At 72.0% G+C, this 14,334-nt stretch carries 16 protein-coding genes; 11 read left to right on the top strand and 5 right to left on the bottom strand.

The genetic code is table 11. The annotated features are described in order from the left end of the window. Positions 1-24: 24 nt before the first annotated feature. The 4 genes from ACFYXE_RS29120 (at position 25) to ACFYXE_RS29105 (ending at position 4,192) form a co-directional block, all read left to right on the top strand. Entirely contained in the window at positions 25-915 is an 891-nt protein-coding gene (locus ACFYXE_RS29120) for a Gfo/Idh/MocA family protein (protein ID WP_389317365.1), read from the top strand. 433 nt (positions 916-1,348) lie between these two features. Further along, positions 1,349-2,170 (top strand): helix-turn-helix domain-containing protein, encoded by an 822-nt coding sequence (locus ACFYXE_RS29115; protein WP_361173251.1) that lies wholly within the window; start codon positions 1,349-1,351, stop codon positions 2,168-2,170. A 149-nt stretch (positions 2,171-2,319) separates the two neighbouring features. Then, complete coding sequence (locus ACFYXE_RS29110; RefSeq protein ID WP_389317361.1) at positions 2,320-3,360, top strand: PhlD; 1,041 nt, start codon at positions 2,320-2,322, stop codon at positions 3,358-3,360. A 43-nt stretch (positions 3,361-3,403) separates the two neighbouring features. Then, entirely contained in the window at positions 3,404-4,192 is a 789-nt protein-coding gene (locus ACFYXE_RS29105) for a GNAT family N-acetyltransferase (RefSeq protein ID WP_389317358.1), read from the top strand. 78 nt (positions 4,193-4,270) lie between these two features. On the opposite strand, the gene ACFYXE_RS29100 is transcribed toward ACFYXE_RS29105, so the two are convergent. The 3 genes from ACFYXE_RS29100 to ACFYXE_RS29090 all read right to left on the bottom strand — a co-directional run bounded on the left by ACFYXE_RS29100 (position 4,271) and on the right by ACFYXE_RS29090 (position 6,811). Further along, on the bottom strand, positions 4,271-4,822 hold the full coding sequence (locus tag ACFYXE_RS29100; RefSeq protein ID WP_389317355.1) for an isochorismatase family protein: 552 nt from the start codon (positions 4,820-4,822) through the stop codon (positions 4,271-4,273). Between the two features lie 85 nt (positions 4,823-4,907). Beyond that, positions 4,908-5,351 (bottom strand): MarR family winged helix-turn-helix transcriptional regulator, encoded by a 444-nt coding sequence (locus ACFYXE_RS29095; protein WP_389317352.1) that lies wholly within the window; start codon positions 5,349-5,351, stop codon positions 4,908-4,910. A 233-nt stretch (positions 5,352-5,584) separates the two neighbouring features. Beyond that, positions 5,585-6,811 carry an acyl-CoA dehydrogenase family protein gene (locus tag ACFYXE_RS29090; protein ID WP_361173237.1) on the bottom strand — a complete coding sequence of 409 codons (1,227 nt, stop codon included), beginning with the start codon at positions 6,809-6,811 and terminating at the stop codon, positions 5,585-5,587. A 164-nt stretch (positions 6,812-6,975) separates the two neighbouring features. Between ACFYXE_RS29090 and ACFYXE_RS29085 the strand changes: the two genes are divergently transcribed. Continuing rightward, complete coding sequence (locus ACFYXE_RS29085) at positions 6,976-7,620, top strand: TetR family transcriptional regulator (RefSeq protein ID WP_361173234.1); 645 nt, start codon at positions 6,976-6,978, stop codon at positions 7,618-7,620. A 29-nt stretch (positions 7,621-7,649) separates the two neighbouring features. Here ACFYXE_RS29085 and def read toward each other — a convergent pair whose 3' ends face one another. Further along, positions 7,650-8,237 carry a peptide deformylase gene (gene def / locus ACFYXE_RS29080; protein ID WP_361173231.1) on the bottom strand — a complete coding sequence of 196 codons (588 nt, stop codon included), beginning with the start codon at positions 8,235-8,237 and terminating at the stop codon, positions 7,650-7,652. Between the two features lie 152 nt (positions 8,238-8,389). Here def and ACFYXE_RS29075 point away from each other — a divergent pair, with 152 nt between their 5' ends. The 5 genes from ACFYXE_RS29075 (at position 8,390) to ACFYXE_RS29055 (ending at position 12,916) form a co-directional block, all read left to right on the top strand. After that, positions 8,390-9,628 carry a MurT ligase domain-containing protein gene (locus tag ACFYXE_RS29075; RefSeq protein ID WP_389317346.1) on the top strand — a complete coding sequence of 413 codons (1,239 nt, stop codon included), beginning with the start codon at positions 8,390-8,392 and terminating at the stop codon, positions 9,626-9,628. Positions 9,629-9,667: 39 nt separating this feature from the next. Then, positions 9,668-10,396, top strand: coding sequence for a glutamine amidotransferase (locus tag ACFYXE_RS29070; protein WP_361173225.1), 729 nt, complete (start codon positions 9,668-9,670; stop codon positions 10,394-10,396). Positions 10,397-10,563: 167 nt separating this feature from the next. Next, entirely contained in the window at positions 10,564-11,589 is a 1,026-nt protein-coding gene (locus ACFYXE_RS29065; protein ID WP_361173222.1) for a 6-phosphofructokinase, read from the top strand. 127 nt (positions 11,590-11,716) lie between these two features. Beyond that, positions 11,717-12,667, top strand: a complete 951-nt coding sequence (locus ACFYXE_RS29060; protein WP_361173219.1) for a cytochrome c oxidase assembly protein — start codon at positions 11,717-11,719, stop codon at positions 12,665-12,667. An 87-nt stretch (positions 12,668-12,754) separates the two neighbouring features. Next, on the top strand, positions 12,755-12,916 hold the full coding sequence (locus ACFYXE_RS29055) for a hypothetical protein (protein WP_361173216.1): 162 nt from the start codon (positions 12,755-12,757) through the stop codon (positions 12,914-12,916). Between the two features lie 25 nt (positions 12,917-12,941). On the opposite strand, the gene ACFYXE_RS29050 is transcribed toward ACFYXE_RS29055, so the two are convergent. Next, positions 12,942-13,334 (bottom strand): SSI family serine proteinase inhibitor, encoded by a 393-nt coding sequence (locus tag ACFYXE_RS29050; RefSeq protein WP_389317341.1) that lies wholly within the window; start codon positions 13,332-13,334, stop codon positions 12,942-12,944. Between the two features lie 228 nt (positions 13,335-13,562). On the opposite strand from ACFYXE_RS29050, the gene ACFYXE_RS29045 reads away from it, so the two are divergent. Continuing rightward, entirely contained in the window at positions 13,563-14,297 is a 735-nt protein-coding gene (locus ACFYXE_RS29045) for a lysophospholipid acyltransferase family protein (protein ID WP_389317338.1), read from the top strand. Positions 14,298-14,334: the final 37 nt, after the last annotated feature.

Raw genomic sequence — 14,334 nt, 5'->3', positions numbered from 1 at the left:
GCGGCGTCGGTCATACTGCGGGCCATGAACCGACTCCGTATCGGCCTGGTGGGCACGGGCCCCTGGGCCGGCGCCACGCACGCCCCGGCGCTGGCCGCGCACCCGGGCGTCGAGCTCTGCGGCATCTGGGGCCGGCGCCCCGAGGCCGCGGCCTCGCTCGCCGCCACGCACCGGACGACGGCGTACGCGGACGCGGACGAGCTCTTCGCCGCCAGTGACGCGGTGGCCTTCGCGGTGCCGCCCGACGTCCAGGCGCCGCTCGCCGCGCGGGCCGCGGCGGCGGGGTGTCACCTCCTGCTCGACAAGCCGGTGGCCACGACCACGGAGGGGGCGCACGAGCTCGCGGCGGCGGTGGCCGGGGCCGGTGTGGCGTCCGTGGTCTTCTTCACGCTGCGCTTCGCCCCGGGACCTGCGGCCTGGGTGACCGAACAGGCCGCCACCGGCGGCTGGTTCACCGGCCGTGCCGACTGGTACGGATCGTTCTACGCCCCGGACGGGGGCGCGGCCTTCGACTCGCCGTGGCGGGCCAGCCGGGGCGGCCTGTGGGACGTGGGGCCGCACGCCCTGTCGATGCTGCTGCCCGTCCTCGGCGACGTGAGCGCGGTGTCGGCGGCGGCCGCCGGTCCGCGCGACACGGTCCACCTGGTCCTGCGGCACACCGGCGGCGCGTCCAGCACGGCGACGCTGAGCCTCACGGCTCCGGAGGACTGCGCGGGCGTGACCGTGGAGCTGCGGGGCGAGAGCGGCACGGCGGTGCTGCCGTCGTGGGAAGGGTCGGACGAGGCGTTCCGCGCGGCGGTCGACGCACTCGTCGCCGCGGTGAGAAGCGGCACGGCACACCCGTGCGACGTCCGGTTCGGGGTACGTGTCACGGAGATCCTGGCGGAGGCGGAGAAGCGCGTCGCGGCCGTCTGACGCGCCCGGGACAACCACGGGCGGCCGGTACCGTGGCCGCTACGTAATGGCGAGTGACGGCACCGACCGCAGCCGATGGCCCTACGAAACCGGTGCGGGAAGAAGTGCCGTGCGGTCCTGCGCTGCTCCGATTCCGACCACACGGATCGAAATACGAACAGTTGTCCCACACGCTTCCCGCGTCGGCCCTATAGGCCTAGGGGGTACCCAATGCCGAGGAATTTCAGCCATTTTCGAGCTCCCCGGACAAGATGCCCCGCGGTTGTGCACGGAGATCCCCCGACGATCAAACCTGCAGGTCGGTGACTCCGCACGCTCCATGATGCCCGAGCGACTGATCGTTTTCTTCGGGCAATGTTTACTACCAAAGCCGATGTGAATATTTAGACTGATCACGCTCCAACTCGGCGTGCACCAAGAGGGATTACCCACCATGAACAAGACGGCGCTCCGCGCACTGCTCCGCGAACGACGCGCCCTCATAGCCCCCGAATCACACGGTTTCGCCCGCCCCACGGGTCAGGGCCGGCGCGCCCCCGGCCTGTCGCAGCACCAGGTCGACCAATTGCTGCACCGTACCTTCGGGACGTATCACCGCCTCGAATCCGGCAATTACCCCAATCCGCCGACTTCACTGCTCCGGGACGTCGCCCGCCTCTTCGGGCTCAACGAACAGGAATGGGTGTCCCTCTGCCGCTACGCCCTGCTCCAGGACCCGCCGGGACCGCTCCACCTCTCCTCCGGCAAGGAGGTGCCCGGCGTCTGGCAGGAGGCGGTCGACGGCATAGGGCACATGGCCTACGTGACCGACGCCTCCTGGGAAGTGCTGGCGTACAACGCCGCGTTCGCCGGCATGTTCCCGGGCGGCAAGGTCCCCGGCAACACCCTGCGCTGGATGCTCCTGGACCCGCTCGGCCGCGACACCCTGCTGAGCTGGCACACCGCCTGGGCCCCGATGGTCCTGCCCCAGCTGCGCGCCGCGCTCGCGGCCAGACCCGACGACGACGTCCTGCGGCAGATCGAGAAGGAGATCCTCGCCGAGCCGGAGATCGCCGACCTGTACGCCGCGGGCAACTCCCACCCGCACCCCGACGGGGACGAGCGCCCGCTGCTGCACGCCCTGGAAGGGCCGGGCTGGGTCACCATGTGCGCGGCGCAGCCCCTGACGGCGCCCGGCTCCCGGCTGATGATCCTCGTCTTCCACGCCGGCGCCCAGCGCACCCACTCGCGCGCCCCCATTCTCCGCTCGGACTGATCACCCCTCCACCCCGGCCGACCGTCCGGCCTGCTCGCACACATCTTCGACGCTCAGGTGCTCGGACAGTCGGCTCCCGACAGGGCACTCACGTCCCAGTGCAGTACTTTGGCCACACCCAGCCTTCTTCGATCCTGGGGAGCTGCCACATGACCGCTCATGTGCTCCGGCCGCACACGGTCGTCGGGGACCACAAGGTCACCACGGCCGAGATAGCCGACGACGTCAGCACCCACCACGCCGACCACCCGCGGCTGCGCGCCCTCCTGCGCGTCATCGGCAACTGCGGTGTGCAGACCCGCTACTTCACCCGCCCCCTCGACTCCCCCACCGTGGCGGGGACGGCCGACGTCGGCGAGCGGGCCCGGGTCGCGTTCGGCGACGCGCTGGCCATGGCGGAGCGCGCCGCGGCCACGGCGCTGGACGGCGCGGGGCTCGCGGCCCGGGACGTCGACGCCCTGGTCACCACGCACACCACGAGCTGGGCGGTGCCCAACCTCGACATCGGCCTCGTCTCGCGACTCGGGCTGCGCCCCGACGTGCGCCGTGTCGCGCTCGGCACGGTCGCCTGCCCGGGCGGCACCCAGGCCCTCACCCGCGCCGCCGACCTGCTGGCGGCGCGGCCGGGCAGCACGGTCCTGGTGGTGGCCTCCGAAGTGCTGTCGAGCATCTACCACCACAGCGACACCACCATCGAGTCGATGATCTACAAGGCGCTCTTCGGGGACGCGGCCGCCGCGACCGTCGTCACCGACACCCCTCTGGGCCCGGGCATCGCGATCGAGGACACCTTCGAGTACGTCCTGCGCGACAGCCTGGAGCGCCAGCGCGGCCGGATCGCCACGGACGGCATCCACTTCGACTCGACCAAGCAGGTGCTCGCCGCGGTCACCGACATGGTGCCGCACCTGCTGGAGTGGCTCGGCCCGCACCGGACGGACTTCGCCGTCGTCCACCCGGGCAGTCCGCGCATCATCGCCGACACCGTGGCCGCCCTGGGCCTGGACGAGAGCGCCGCGCGGCACTCCACGGACACCCTGGCCCACGAGGGGAACCTCGGGGGCGTGAGCGTCCTGCGCGTGCTGGAGCGCACCCACGCGGACCCGCCGGACGACGGCGCGCACGGTGCCGCCGTCGCGTTCGGCCCGGGGTTCGCCACGGCGGCGCTGCGCTGCCGCTGGCAGGCGTGAAAATCCTGTTGCCGCCCGTCGGTCGCCCTGCTGAGGTGACCGCATGGATCATGCAGCGGTACTGGCCGCGTACGACCGTCAGCTCCGGCACGATGCGCTGAGCGAGGGCGGCGGCTCCCGGGTCGAGCGGACGGGGGGCGTCGTCCGGGTGACCGGCTCGGCGCACGACTGGAACGGCGTGCTGTGGACGGACGTCGACGCGTCCACGGCGGACGCCGTCATCGCGGAGCAGGTGCGCCACTACACCGCGGCGGGGCGGGAGTTCGAGTGGAAGCTGCACTCCTACGACCGCCCCGGCGACCTGTCCGGCCGGCTGCTCGCCGCCGGTTTCCAGGCGGAGCCGACGGAGAGCGTGATGGTGGCCGAGGCGGCGTCGCTGCCCGCGGGGCCCGGGCTGCCCGACGGAGTCCGGCTGGTACCGGTCACGGACGCGGCGGGCGTGCGCCTGATGGCACAGGCGCATGTCGCGGCCTTCGGCGAGGACGACGCGGCGCTGGGCGAGCACCTCGCCCGGCGGGTGCTCGCCCAGCTCACGGAGGCGCCGGACCGGATCGTCGCCGTCGTCGCGATGGCCGGTGACCGGCCGGTGTGCGGTGCGCGGATGGAGTTCTGTCCGGGCACGGACTTCGCCGGACTGTGGGGCGGTGGCACCGACCCGCGGTGGCGCGGCAAAGGCATCTACCGGGCGCTGGTGGCCCATCGCGCCCGGATCGCCGTCGCCCGCGGCTACCGCTATCTGCAGGTCGACGCCACCGACGACAGCCGTCCGATCCTGGACCGGCTCGGCTTCGCCACGCTGTGCACGACGACGCCGTACGTGTACCGGCCGTAGGTCACGCCCGTCCCGGCCGTGGGCCGGCCACTCCGCCACCGGCCGTCGGCCACCGTGAGCCGGGGCGGCTCCCGCGGTTCAGCCGAGCAGCTTGAGCAGGGCCTCCGTCGTGTCCGTCTCGCCGAGCCTCGGGAAGATCTTCTCCACGCTGTTGCGGTGGGCGTCCGCGTCCATGTCGGTCACCGCGTCGACGGCCACGGTGACGTGGTAGCCGTGCTCGTGCGCCGCGCGGGCCGTCGACTCCACTCCGATGCTCGTCGCGATGCCGGTGACCACGACCTGGGTGACGCCCCTGCGCCGCAGTTGCAGGTCGAGGTCGGTGCCGTAGAACGCGCCCCACTGCTGCTTGGTGACGACGATATCGGTGTCCGTGCGGCCCAGTTCGGGCACGAGGTCAGCCCAGTCCGAGGGGACGTCGCCGCCGCGCGCGGGGCCCTCGGTGCGGCCGGGGGCGCCGCCGGTCACCCGCACCAGGACCACGGGCAGGCCGCGCTCGCGGAAGGCCGCGGCCAGCGCGGCGGACCGCTCGACGATCGGCGCCGAGGGGTGGGCGGTGGGCAGGCCGGTGATGCCCTTCTGCAGGTCGACGACGACGAGGGCGGTGTTCGGGTCGATCACGGTGGCAGTCATGGGAGGTGCCTTTCTCTTGCGTGAGCACCCCTCGTACGCGAGGGGGGGGTGGATCAGGGGGACGCGGTGCCGCTCCGGGCGCCCGTCAGGTCCGCGCCAGTCGCTCCAGGAGCGCGACGGCCTCGGCGACCCGGCGCCGCTCGGCCGGATCGAGCTCGTCGGCGAGGGCCTGCGCGAGCCAGCCCTGCTTCGCGGCCCGGGCGTCGGCGAGGGTGCGGCGGCCCCGTTCGGTGAGGGAGACGACGGACTGTCGCCCGTCGTTCGGATCGGGGGCGCGCGCGACGAGCTCCATGGATTCCAGCGCGGCCACGGTCATCCGCATCGACTGGGGACGTACGAGCTCGGCGCGGGCCAGGGCCGCGGTGGTCGCGGGACCCTCCCGGTCGAGCTGGGCCAGCACGGAACGCTGCGAGGGACTGAGGCCGCTGCCGGGCGAGGCGCCGCGCAGTCTGCGGACGAGACGCCCGACGACGCTCGTGAGGTCGGCGGCGACCTGCTCGGGGGTGGGTTCGCCAGGAGGTCCGCTCATGCCTGCACCCTACGAGTTCGACAGGCAAACTTGCAAACCACACTTGCAAACCTACCTGTCGACCACGCCGCGCGGACCGGCACGCACCAAGCGGACCGGCACGCACCAAAACGTCCGCCCCCGCCACCGAAGCGGCGAGGGCGGACGTCTCACGTGCACCGAGGAGACACGCACACCTGAAGGAACATGCGGGCCTGAAGGAATGCGACGACCGCCGCACTCGGGCCGACGCGCTAGCGGATCGGCATGCCCGAGAGCGTGCGCGCGATGACGAGCCGCTGGATCTCGCTCGTCCCCTCGAAGATCGTGTAGATCGCGGCGTCGCGGTGCATGCGCTCCACCGGGTACTCCCGCGTGAAGCCGTTGCCGCCGAGGATCTGCACGGCCTGCGCGGTGACCTTCTTGGCGACCTCGCTCGCGTACAGCTTCGACATGGAGCCCTCGGCCGACTCGAACTTCTTGCCCGTGCTGGCCATCCAGGAGGCGCGCCACACCAGGAGGCGGGCCGCATCGATCTGGGTGCGCATGTCGGCGAGCTGGAAGGCGACGCCCTGGTTGTCGATGATCGGGCGGCCGAACTGCGTACGCGTCTTGGCGTACTCCAGGGCCTCCTCGTACGCGGCACGGGCGGTGCCCACGGCCATCGCGCCGACCGCGGGGCGGGATGCCTCGAAGGTGGCCATCGCGGCGTTCTTGACCCGCTCGCCGCCCGTCCTGGCACGCTCCCGGGCCCGGGCCAGACGCTCGTCCAGCTTCTCCTTGCCGCCGAGCAGGCAGTGGCCCGGCACCCGGACGTCCTCGAGGACGACCTCGGCGGTGTGCGAGGCGCGGATGCCGTGCTTCTTGAACTTCTGCCCCTGGGAGAGGCCGGGGGTGTTCGGCGGGACGATGAAGGAGGCGTGGCCCTTGGAGCCGAGCTCCGCGTCGACGACCGCGACGACGACGTGGACGTTGGCTATGCCGCCGTTGGTCGCCCAGGTCTTCGTGCCGTTGAGGACCCACTCGTCCTTGGCCTCGTCGTACACGGCACGGGTCCGCATGGCCGCCACGTCGGATCCGGCGTCGGGCTCGGAGGAACAGAAGGCGGCGACCTTCACGTCGTTCACGTCGCCGTACATCTGCGGGATCCAGGTCCCGATCTGCTCCTCGGTGCCGTTGGCGAGCACACCGACGGCGGCCAGGCCCGTGCCCATGATGGACAGGCCGATGCCCGCGTCACCCCAGAAGATCTCCTCGGTCGCCATCGGGATGCCGAGCCCCGAGGGGTCGAAGAACTGCTGGGCGTAGAAATCCAGCGAGTAGATACCGAGCTTCGCCGCTTCCTGGATGATGGGCCACGGGGTCTCTTCGCGCTCGTCCCACTCGGCGGCCGCGGGGCGGATCACGTCGGCGGCGAACCCGTGGAGCCAGTCCCGGACCTCCTTCTGTTCGTCGTTGAGCTCCATGGTGAACTCGGCCATGACCCCTCCAGGACCTGCGATCATCTGCGGCGTTACTTGCGGTAACCGCAGTCTGTTACCGGCCAGTAGTCCATGTCAACTCCCGGCAGCCCGTTCGATGCGCGGCGGCCGACGGGTGTTACGTTGCGCGTGCGTCACCGATTCAGCACGGGCGGGGAGAAACGATGGAGACCACCCAGCGGACCGATCAGCAGCGGTCCGCGGAGCACCGACGGCGCGAGCTCCTCGAGGCCGCGGACCGGGTCGTGCTGCGCGAAGGCCCCGGCGCCTCGATGAACGCCATCGCCGCCGAGGCGGGCATCACCAAGCCGATCCTCTACCGCCACTTCGGCGACAAGGGCGGACTGTACGCCGCGCTCGCCAAGCGGCACACGGACGCGCTGCTCGAAGCGCTGCGCGCCGCCCTCGACGCCCCGGCCGAGCGCAGGGAGCGCGTCGAGGCGACCCTCGACACCTACCTCGCGGCGATCGAGGCACGCCCGCAGGTCTACCGCTTCCTGATGCATCCCTCGGAGGCCCCCTCGCCCGGCGAGGCGGGCTTCGACGTGGGGCTGCACTCCGCCCCGCTGCTGCGCCGCCTCGGCGAGGAACTCGCGGAGGTCATCGAGGAGCGCGTGGACCTCGGCCCGGAGAGCGCCGAGCTGTCCCGGGTGTGGGGCCACGGCATCGTCGGCATGATGCACGCGGCCGGCGACTGGTGGCTCGGCGAACGCCCCTGCCCGCGCGCCCAGTTGGTGCGCAGCCTCGCCGACCTCCTGTGGGGGCGGCTCGCGGCGGCGGGCAATCGCGTGGGCGGCCCCGGCTTCTGAACCGGGACCGAGCACGGCGGTGCGCGGTGTCAGGCGGTCCCTGCCGAGGGTCCGCCGGGGGCCCGCTCCGCATGCCCGGACGTGTTCCACGGTGCCCTGGCGGCGGCCCGCAGCACCCTGCGGCGCCGCCAGCCCGTGACGTGGTCGGTGTAGACCCCGCCGACCAAGTGGTCGCACTCGTGCTGGAGACAGCGCGCGAACCAGCCCGTCCCGTGCACCCGCACCGGCTCCCCGCGCACGTCGACGCCCTCGACCACGGCGTGGTCGAAGCGCGGCGTGCCCGCCTCCAGGCCGGGCAGCGAGAGACAGCCCTCCGGGCCGCGCACGGTCACGCCGTCCACCTCGACGAGCCGCGGGTTGACGACGTGTCCGAGATGGCGCACGTCCTCGTCGTCCTCGCAGTCGTAGACGAACACCCGCAGGCCCACGCCGATCTGGTTCGCGGCGAGTCCCACGCCCCGCGCGGCGTACATCGTGGCGAACATGTCCTCGACGAGCTCCGCCAGTTCGGGCCCGAAGTCGGTGACCTCCTCACAGGCCGTGTGCAGCACGGGCTCGCCGAGCAGGGTCATGGGTCGTACGCGCCCCGAGGCGCCCGGGATCGTGCCGTGTCGCATGGCGGCAAGAGTACGGTCCAGGGGACGGAGCGGCACCGGGGAGGTGCCGAGGTGGTGCCGTGATTCGGGCTTGCCAGTGGATCTCGATAGGCTGAGCAGCGAAACGATGCCGGGGGCAGGCGCGGCGCCGTACGCAAGGAGGATCTCGACAGATGTCAGGCAACACGGACCCGCTGTCGCCGCGGGCCAAGCTGGCCGTGACGGCGGGCAAGGCGGCCGCGGCGGTGTCGCGGGCTGCGGGCCGCGGCAGCGGATCGGTGATCGGCGGCAAGGTCGCGCTCAGGCTCGACCCCGAGCTGCTCGGACGGCTCGCCACGCACCTGGACGTGGTCCTCGTGTCGGCCACCAACGGCAAGACGACCACCACCCGTCTGATCGCCGAGGCGCTCCGGGCCAGCGGCCCGGTCGTCTCGAACGCGCTCGGCGCGAACATGCCCGCCGGAATCACCTCGGCTCTCGCCGGTGGCTCCGACGCGCGGTACGGCGTGATCGAGGTCGACGAGAAGTACCTCGCGGGTGTCGCCCGTGACGTCGACCCCAAGGCCATCGCCCTGCTCAACCTCTCCCGCGACCAGCTGGACCGCGCCGCGGAGACCCGCATGCTCGCCGAGAAGTGGCGCGAGGGCCTGGCCGGTTCCAAGGCCGTCGTCATCGCCAACGCCGACGACCCGCTGGTCGTCTGGGCCGCCTCCTCCTCGCCGAACGTGGTGTGGGTGGCCGCGGGCCAGGAGTGGAAGGACGACGCCTGGTCGTGCCCGTCCTGCGGTGGCGTCATGCAGCGCCCCGGGGACGACTGGTTCTGCGGCGAGTGCGGCTTCCGCCGTCCGGCGCCCAGCTGGGTGCTCTCCGGCGACCACGTCCTGGACCCGCACGGCTCCGCCTGGCCGATCCACCTCCAGCTGCCCGGCCGCGCCAACCGCGCGAACGCCGCCTCGTCGGCCGCCGTCGCCGCCGTCTTCGGCGTGCCGCCGCAGGTCGCCCTGGAGCGCATGTACCAGGTGCAGGCGGTCGCCGGACGCTACGACGTGGTCCAGTTCCAGGGCCGCGACCTGCGTCTGCTCCTCGCGAAGAACCCCGCGGGCTGGCTCGAGACGTTCTCGCTGATCGACCCGCCGCCGACCCCGGTGATCCTCTCGGTGAACGCCCGCGGCGCGGACGGCACCGACACCTCCTGGCTCTGGGACGTCGACTACACCCGGCTCTCCGGTCACCCGATCTTCGTGCTCGGCGACCGCAAGCTGGACCTCGCGGTGCGGCTGGAGGTCGCGGGCCTGGACTTCCGCGTCTGCGAGAGCCTCGACGAGGCGGTGCAGCTCGCCCCGCCCGGCCGCATCGAGACGATCGCGAACTACACCGCGTTCCAGGACCTGCGCCGCCGCGTCGGCAACTGACCCCACCGGCCCCTCAAACCTTCGTAGGGACGAATGAGCATGAGTGACAACAGCCTGCGGCTGGTGTGGGTCTACCCCGACCTGCTCAGCACGTACGGAGACCAGGGCAACGCCCTGGTCGTGGAGCGTCGCGCCCGCCAGCGCGGTCTCCAGGTCGAGCGCTACGACGTGCGCAGCGACCAGCCGGTGCCCACCTCCGGCGACATCTACCTGATCGGCGGCGGCGAGGACCGTCCGCAGCGCCTGGCGGCCGAGCGGCTGCGCCGCGACGGCGGCCTGCAGCGCGCCGTGGGCAACGGCGCGATCGTCTTCTCGGTCTGCGCCGGCTACCAGATCCTCGGCAACGAGTTCATCAACGACCTCGGCCAGCGCGAGCCGGGCCTCGGCCTGCTCGACGTGGTCTCCACCCGCGGCGAGGGCGACCGCTGCGTCGGTGACGTCCTCGCCGACATCGACCCGCAGCTGGGCCTGCCCCCGCTGACCGGCTTCGAGAACCACCAGGGCATCACGCACATCGGCCCGGCCGCGCGGCCGTTCGCCCGCGTGACGCTCGGCCGGGGCAACGGCACGGGCGACGGCACCGAGGGCGCCTTCAACGGCACGGTGTTCGGCACGTACATGCACGGCCCGGTCCTCGCCCGCAACCCGCTCATCGCGGACCTGCTGCTCAAGCTGGCCCTCGACGTGAACGCGCTGCCGCCCACCGACGACCGGTGGTACGAGGCGCTGCGCGCCGAGCGCATCAACGCCGCCCAGCAGCCCGCGTAACCCCCGGCAGGAGAGCCCGCCTGACGCCCCGCCCGCACATGTGAGCGGGGCCGTCCAGCCCTCGGACGCCTGATGCGGCCCCGCCCCCCGGCGCCTATAGGGTGGCGGGGATCCAGCCGGACGACGTGGTCCGGTCATCGACCCACGTTGCAAAGGTATTCCGGGCCATGCGCATTGGTGTCCTGACGTCCGGCGGCGACTGCCCCGGCCTGAACGCCGTCATCCGCTCCGTCGTGCACCGCGCGGTGGTGGACCACGGGGACGAGGTCATCGGCTTCCACGACGGCTGGAAAGGCCTCCTGGAATGCGACTACCGCAAGCTCGACCTCGACGCGGTGGGCGGCATCCTCGCCCGCGGCGGCACGATCCTCGGCTCCTCGCGGGTCCAGCCCGCCCACCTGCGGGACGGCGTGGAGCGCGCCCGGGGGCACGTCGCCGAGCTGGGCCTCGACGCGATCATCCCGATCGGCGGTGAGGGCACCCTCAAGGCGGCCCGGCTGCTCTCCGACGCGGGCCTGCCCATCGTCGGCGTCCCCAAGACCATCGACAACGACATCGCCGTCACCGACGTCACCTTCGGGTTCGACACGGCCGTCGGTGTCGCCACCGAGGCCCTCGACCGCCTGAAGACCACCGCGGAGTCGCACCAGCGCGTGCTCATCGTCGAGGTGATGGGCCGGCACACCGGCTGGATCGCCCTGCACTCGGGCATGGCCGCGGGCGCGCACGCCATCGTCGTGCCCGAGCGCCCCTTCGACATCGAGGAGCTGGCCGCGAAGGTCGGCGAACGCTTCTCGGCGGGCAAGAAGTTCGCGATCGTCGTCGCGGCCGAGGGCGCCAAGCCGCGGGTCGGCTCCATGGCGTTCGACGAGGGCGCCAAGGACATCTACGGGCACGAGCGGTTCGCCGGCATCGCCCGCCAGCTCTCCCTCGAACTCGAACAGCGCCTCGGCAAGGAGGCGCGCCCGGTCATCCTCGGTCACGTGCAGCGCGGCGGCACCCCCACCGCGTACGACCGGGTGCTCGCGACCCGCTTCGGCTGGCACGCCGTGGAGGCCGTGCACCGCGGCGAGTTCGGCCGGATGACGGCGCTGCGCGGCACGGACATCACCATGGTGCCGCTCGCCGAGGCCGTCGAGACGCTGAAGACGGTGCCCGAGGAGCGGTACGCCGAGGCGGAGTGCGTCCTGTAGAGCAGGCCCCGCCGCGCCAGGTCATCGCCTGTTGAACTAACTGCCCCCGGTCGTGTCCACGGCCGGGGGCAGTTCTACTCTGGTGCCGACACACGTCGCACAATCCGCACGAATCAGGAGCCACTGGATGGATCACAGCGGGCACGGCATGAACATGGATCTGCCGCCGTTCACGCTGGGGCGAGGCCTGGAACTCTCGGTCGACCCCTTCTTCCTCATCGGCTGCCTGGTGGGCCTCGCCCTGTACGGGTGGGGTGTGGCGCGGCTCGTGCGGCGCGGCGACAAGTGGCCCGTCGGGCGCACGATCGCGTTCGTGCTCGGCGTGTTCACCGTGCTGCTCGTGATGAACACCAAGCTGAACGACTACGGCATGGTCATGTTCAGCGTGCACATGGTGCAGCACATGGTGATCAGCATGCTCTCGCCGATCCTGCTGCTGCTCGGCGCCCCGATCACGCTGGCGCTGCGGGCGCTGCCGGTGGCCAGGCGCGGCAGCAAGGGACCGCGCGAGTGGCTGCTCTGGCTGCTGCACAGCCGCTACATCAAGATCATCACGCATCCCGCGTTCACGATCCCCCTGTTCATCGCGAGCCTGTACGCGCTCTACTTCACGCCGATCTTCGACACGCTGATGGGGTCCAAGGCGGGCCACATCGGGATGATGGTGCACTTCCTCGCCGTCGGCCTGGTCTTCTTCTGGCCGATCATGGGGGTCGACCCCGGCCCGCACCGGCCCGGCTACATCATGCGGATGCTGGAGCTCTTCGCGGGCATGCCGTTCCACGCGTTCTTCGGCATCGCGCTCATGATGGCGACCCAGCCGATGATCGGCACGTACATGCACCCGCCGGCCTCGCTGGGCATCGACGCCCTCGCCGACCAGGAGGCCGCGGGCGGCATCGCCTGGGCCTTCAGCGAGATTCCCTCCGTGGTGGTCCTGGTGGCCCTGCTCTTCCAGTGGCGGCGCTCCGAGGACCGGGAGGCACGCCGCAAGGACCGTGCCGCGGACCGCGACGGGGACAAGGAGCTGGAGGAGTACAACGCCTATCTGGCCTCACTGGCCGCACGCGGACGCTAGCGCCGGAGGGGCATGTCGGGTGACGATGGTTCTCGGACCGCGGTCTCGGCGCGTGCGCGCCGCAGGCTGCCGGGAGGAGGCTGAGCGATGCCCGGTTCCACGAAGACCATGGGTGGGTTCACCATCGGAGGTCTCGTCATGGTGACGGCCTACACAGTGACGCTCGGAAGCAACGGATGGCTGTGGTTCGGCTGGGTGGTCCTCGGCCTGATCACCTTGGCGATGGTGCTGTCGCGCGGCACCACCTGAGCCCGTACCGACCGCCGCGGGCTCCTCAGAAGCGGAAGACGTAGCCGGTGTCGGCGTCCAGGGCGCAGGCGTTCGGGTAGGTGCGGCGCCAGTCGACCGCCCGGCCGCCGTACGTCCCGGTCGCGCGCACCTTCACCGGGTCGTACTCCTTCGTGCACGCGTGCGGGTCGTCGGCGAGCGCGTCGAAGTCGCCGTTCGCCAGCGCGAGCGCCTCGCACGCCTTGGCCGCCTGCGGGTGGGGGCCCGGGGGCGGCGTGGGCCCGCAGTCGAGGAGGACGCCGCGGATCCAGGTCTGGTCGGTACCCGAGACGGTGAGGAAGATCCCGTGCTCCGGGGCGGGGACCGCTCGTGCCGCGTGGGCGGGGACGGCGGTGCCGAGGGCGATCAGGACGGCGGCCGCGACGGGGGACGGGCGCATGGGAGACCTCCGGGGGTGCGACGCCGCTCAGGGCGCCGGCGGTGACGTTCTGTGGCGTCGGGGACGCCGGGAGGAGGCCAGGCCACCCTCCCGCGGCGCGACACGTCGAGCCGCCCCGCCGGTCACTCCCCCGCCCGGCCGCACGCAAGGGCCCGTACGGGCTCTCGCATCCGCGGCATCGATTGGTTACTGTGCGTCGGCACCCAGACCAGGGGGAAGGCGGCCGCCATGTTCTACCTACTGCTCAAGCACGTGATCCTCGGCCCGCTGCTCCGGCTGATGTTCCGGCCCAGAATCGAGGGCCTGGAGCATGTGCCGGACCATGGCGCGGCGATCGTCGCGGGCAACCATCTGTCGTTCTCCGACCATTTCCTGATGCCGGCCATCATCAAGCGCCGGATCACGTTCCTGGCCAAGGCCGAGTACTTCACGGGGCCCGGCATCAAGGGCCGGCTCACGGCGGCGTTCTTCCGCAGCGCGGGGCAGATCCCGGTGGACCGCTCCGGCAAGGAGGCCGGCCAGGCGGCGATCCGCGAGGGGCTCGGCGTGCTCCACAAGGGCGAGCTCCTCGGCATCTATCCGGAAGGCACCCGCTCGCACGACGGCCGCCTCTACAAGGGGAAGGTCGGCGTGGCCGCGATGGCGCTCAAGGCCCAGGTGCCGGTGATCCCGTGCGCCATGATCGGCACCTTCGAGGCCCAGCCGCCCGGCCAGAAGCTCCCGAACCTCAAGCGCGTGACGATCCGCTTCGGCGAGCCCCTCGACTTCTCCCGCTACGTCGGCATGGACAACGAGAAGGCGGTGCTGCGGGCCGTCACCGACGAGATCATGTACGCGATCCTCGGGCTCTCCGGCCAGGAGTACGTCGACAAGTACGCGGCCGTCGTGAAGGCGGAGGAGGCCGAGCGGGCCGCGCAGGGCGTCAAGGACGGGCGGAAGTTCCCGCGGATGCCGCTGAGCTGACCCGCCCCTCCCCCGGTACGCGACACGCACGACGGGC

Source organism: Streptomyces sp. NPDC002564, assembly GCF_042889645.1.
Lineage (GTDB): Bacteria > Actinomycetota > Actinomycetes > Streptomycetales > Streptomycetaceae > Streptomyces.
The sequence above is the reverse complement of the archived record's forward strand: the minus strand, read 5'-3'. Positions and strand labels throughout refer to the sequence as shown.

Bases quoted from the DNA above. Each gene is read 5' to 3' on its own strand.
- ACFYXE_RS29055 (WP_361173216.1), top strand. From the start codon at position 12,755: ATGCCCGGTTCCACGAAGACCATGGGTGGGTTCACCATCGGAGGTCTC.
- ACFYXE_RS29045 (WP_389317338.1), top strand. From the start codon at position 13,563: ATGTTCTACCTACTGCTCAAGCACGTGATCCTCGGCCCGCTGCTCCGG.
- ACFYXE_RS29050 (WP_389317341.1), bottom strand. From the start codon at position 13,334: ATGCGCCCGTCCCCCGTCGCGGCCGCCGTCCTGATCGCCCTCGGCACC.
- ACFYXE_RS29110 (WP_389317361.1), top strand. From the start codon at position 2,320: ATGACCGCTCATGTGCTCCGGCCGCACACGGTCGTCGGGGACCACAAG.
- ACFYXE_RS29095 (WP_389317352.1), bottom strand. From the start codon at position 5,351: ATGAGCGGACCTCCTGGCGAACCCACCCCCGAGCAGGTCGCCGCCGAC.
- ACFYXE_RS29070 (WP_361173225.1), top strand. From the start codon at position 9,668: ATGAGTGACAACAGCCTGCGGCTGGTGTGGGTCTACCCCGACCTGCTC.
- ACFYXE_RS29115 (WP_361173251.1), top strand. From the start codon at position 1,349: ATGAACAAGACGGCGCTCCGCGCACTGCTCCGCGAACGACGCGCCCTC.
- def (WP_361173231.1), bottom strand. From the start codon at position 8,237: ATGCGACACGGCACGATCCCGGGCGCCTCGGGGCGCGTACGACCCATG.
- ACFYXE_RS29100 (WP_389317355.1), bottom strand. From the start codon at position 4,822: ATGACTGCCACCGTGATCGACCCGAACACCGCCCTCGTCGTCGTCGAC.
- ACFYXE_RS29065 (WP_361173222.1), top strand. From the start codon at position 10,564: ATGCGCATTGGTGTCCTGACGTCCGGCGGCGACTGCCCCGGCCTGAAC.
- ACFYXE_RS29075 (WP_389317346.1), top strand. From the start codon at position 8,390: ATGTCAGGCAACACGGACCCGCTGTCGCCGCGGGCCAAGCTGGCCGTG.
- ACFYXE_RS29060 (WP_361173219.1), top strand. From the start codon at position 11,717: ATGGATCACAGCGGGCACGGCATGAACATGGATCTGCCGCCGTTCACG.
- ACFYXE_RS29105 (WP_389317358.1), top strand. From the start codon at position 3,404: ATGGATCATGCAGCGGTACTGGCCGCGTACGACCGTCAGCTCCGGCAC.
- ACFYXE_RS29120 (WP_389317365.1), top strand. From the start codon at position 25: ATGAACCGACTCCGTATCGGCCTGGTGGGCACGGGCCCCTGGGCCGGC.
- ACFYXE_RS29090 (WP_361173237.1), bottom strand. From the start codon at position 6,811: ATGGCCGAGTTCACCATGGAGCTCAACGACGAACAGAAGGAGGTCCGG.
- ACFYXE_RS29085 (WP_361173234.1), top strand. From the start codon at position 6,976: ATGGAGACCACCCAGCGGACCGATCAGCAGCGGTCCGCGGAGCACCGA.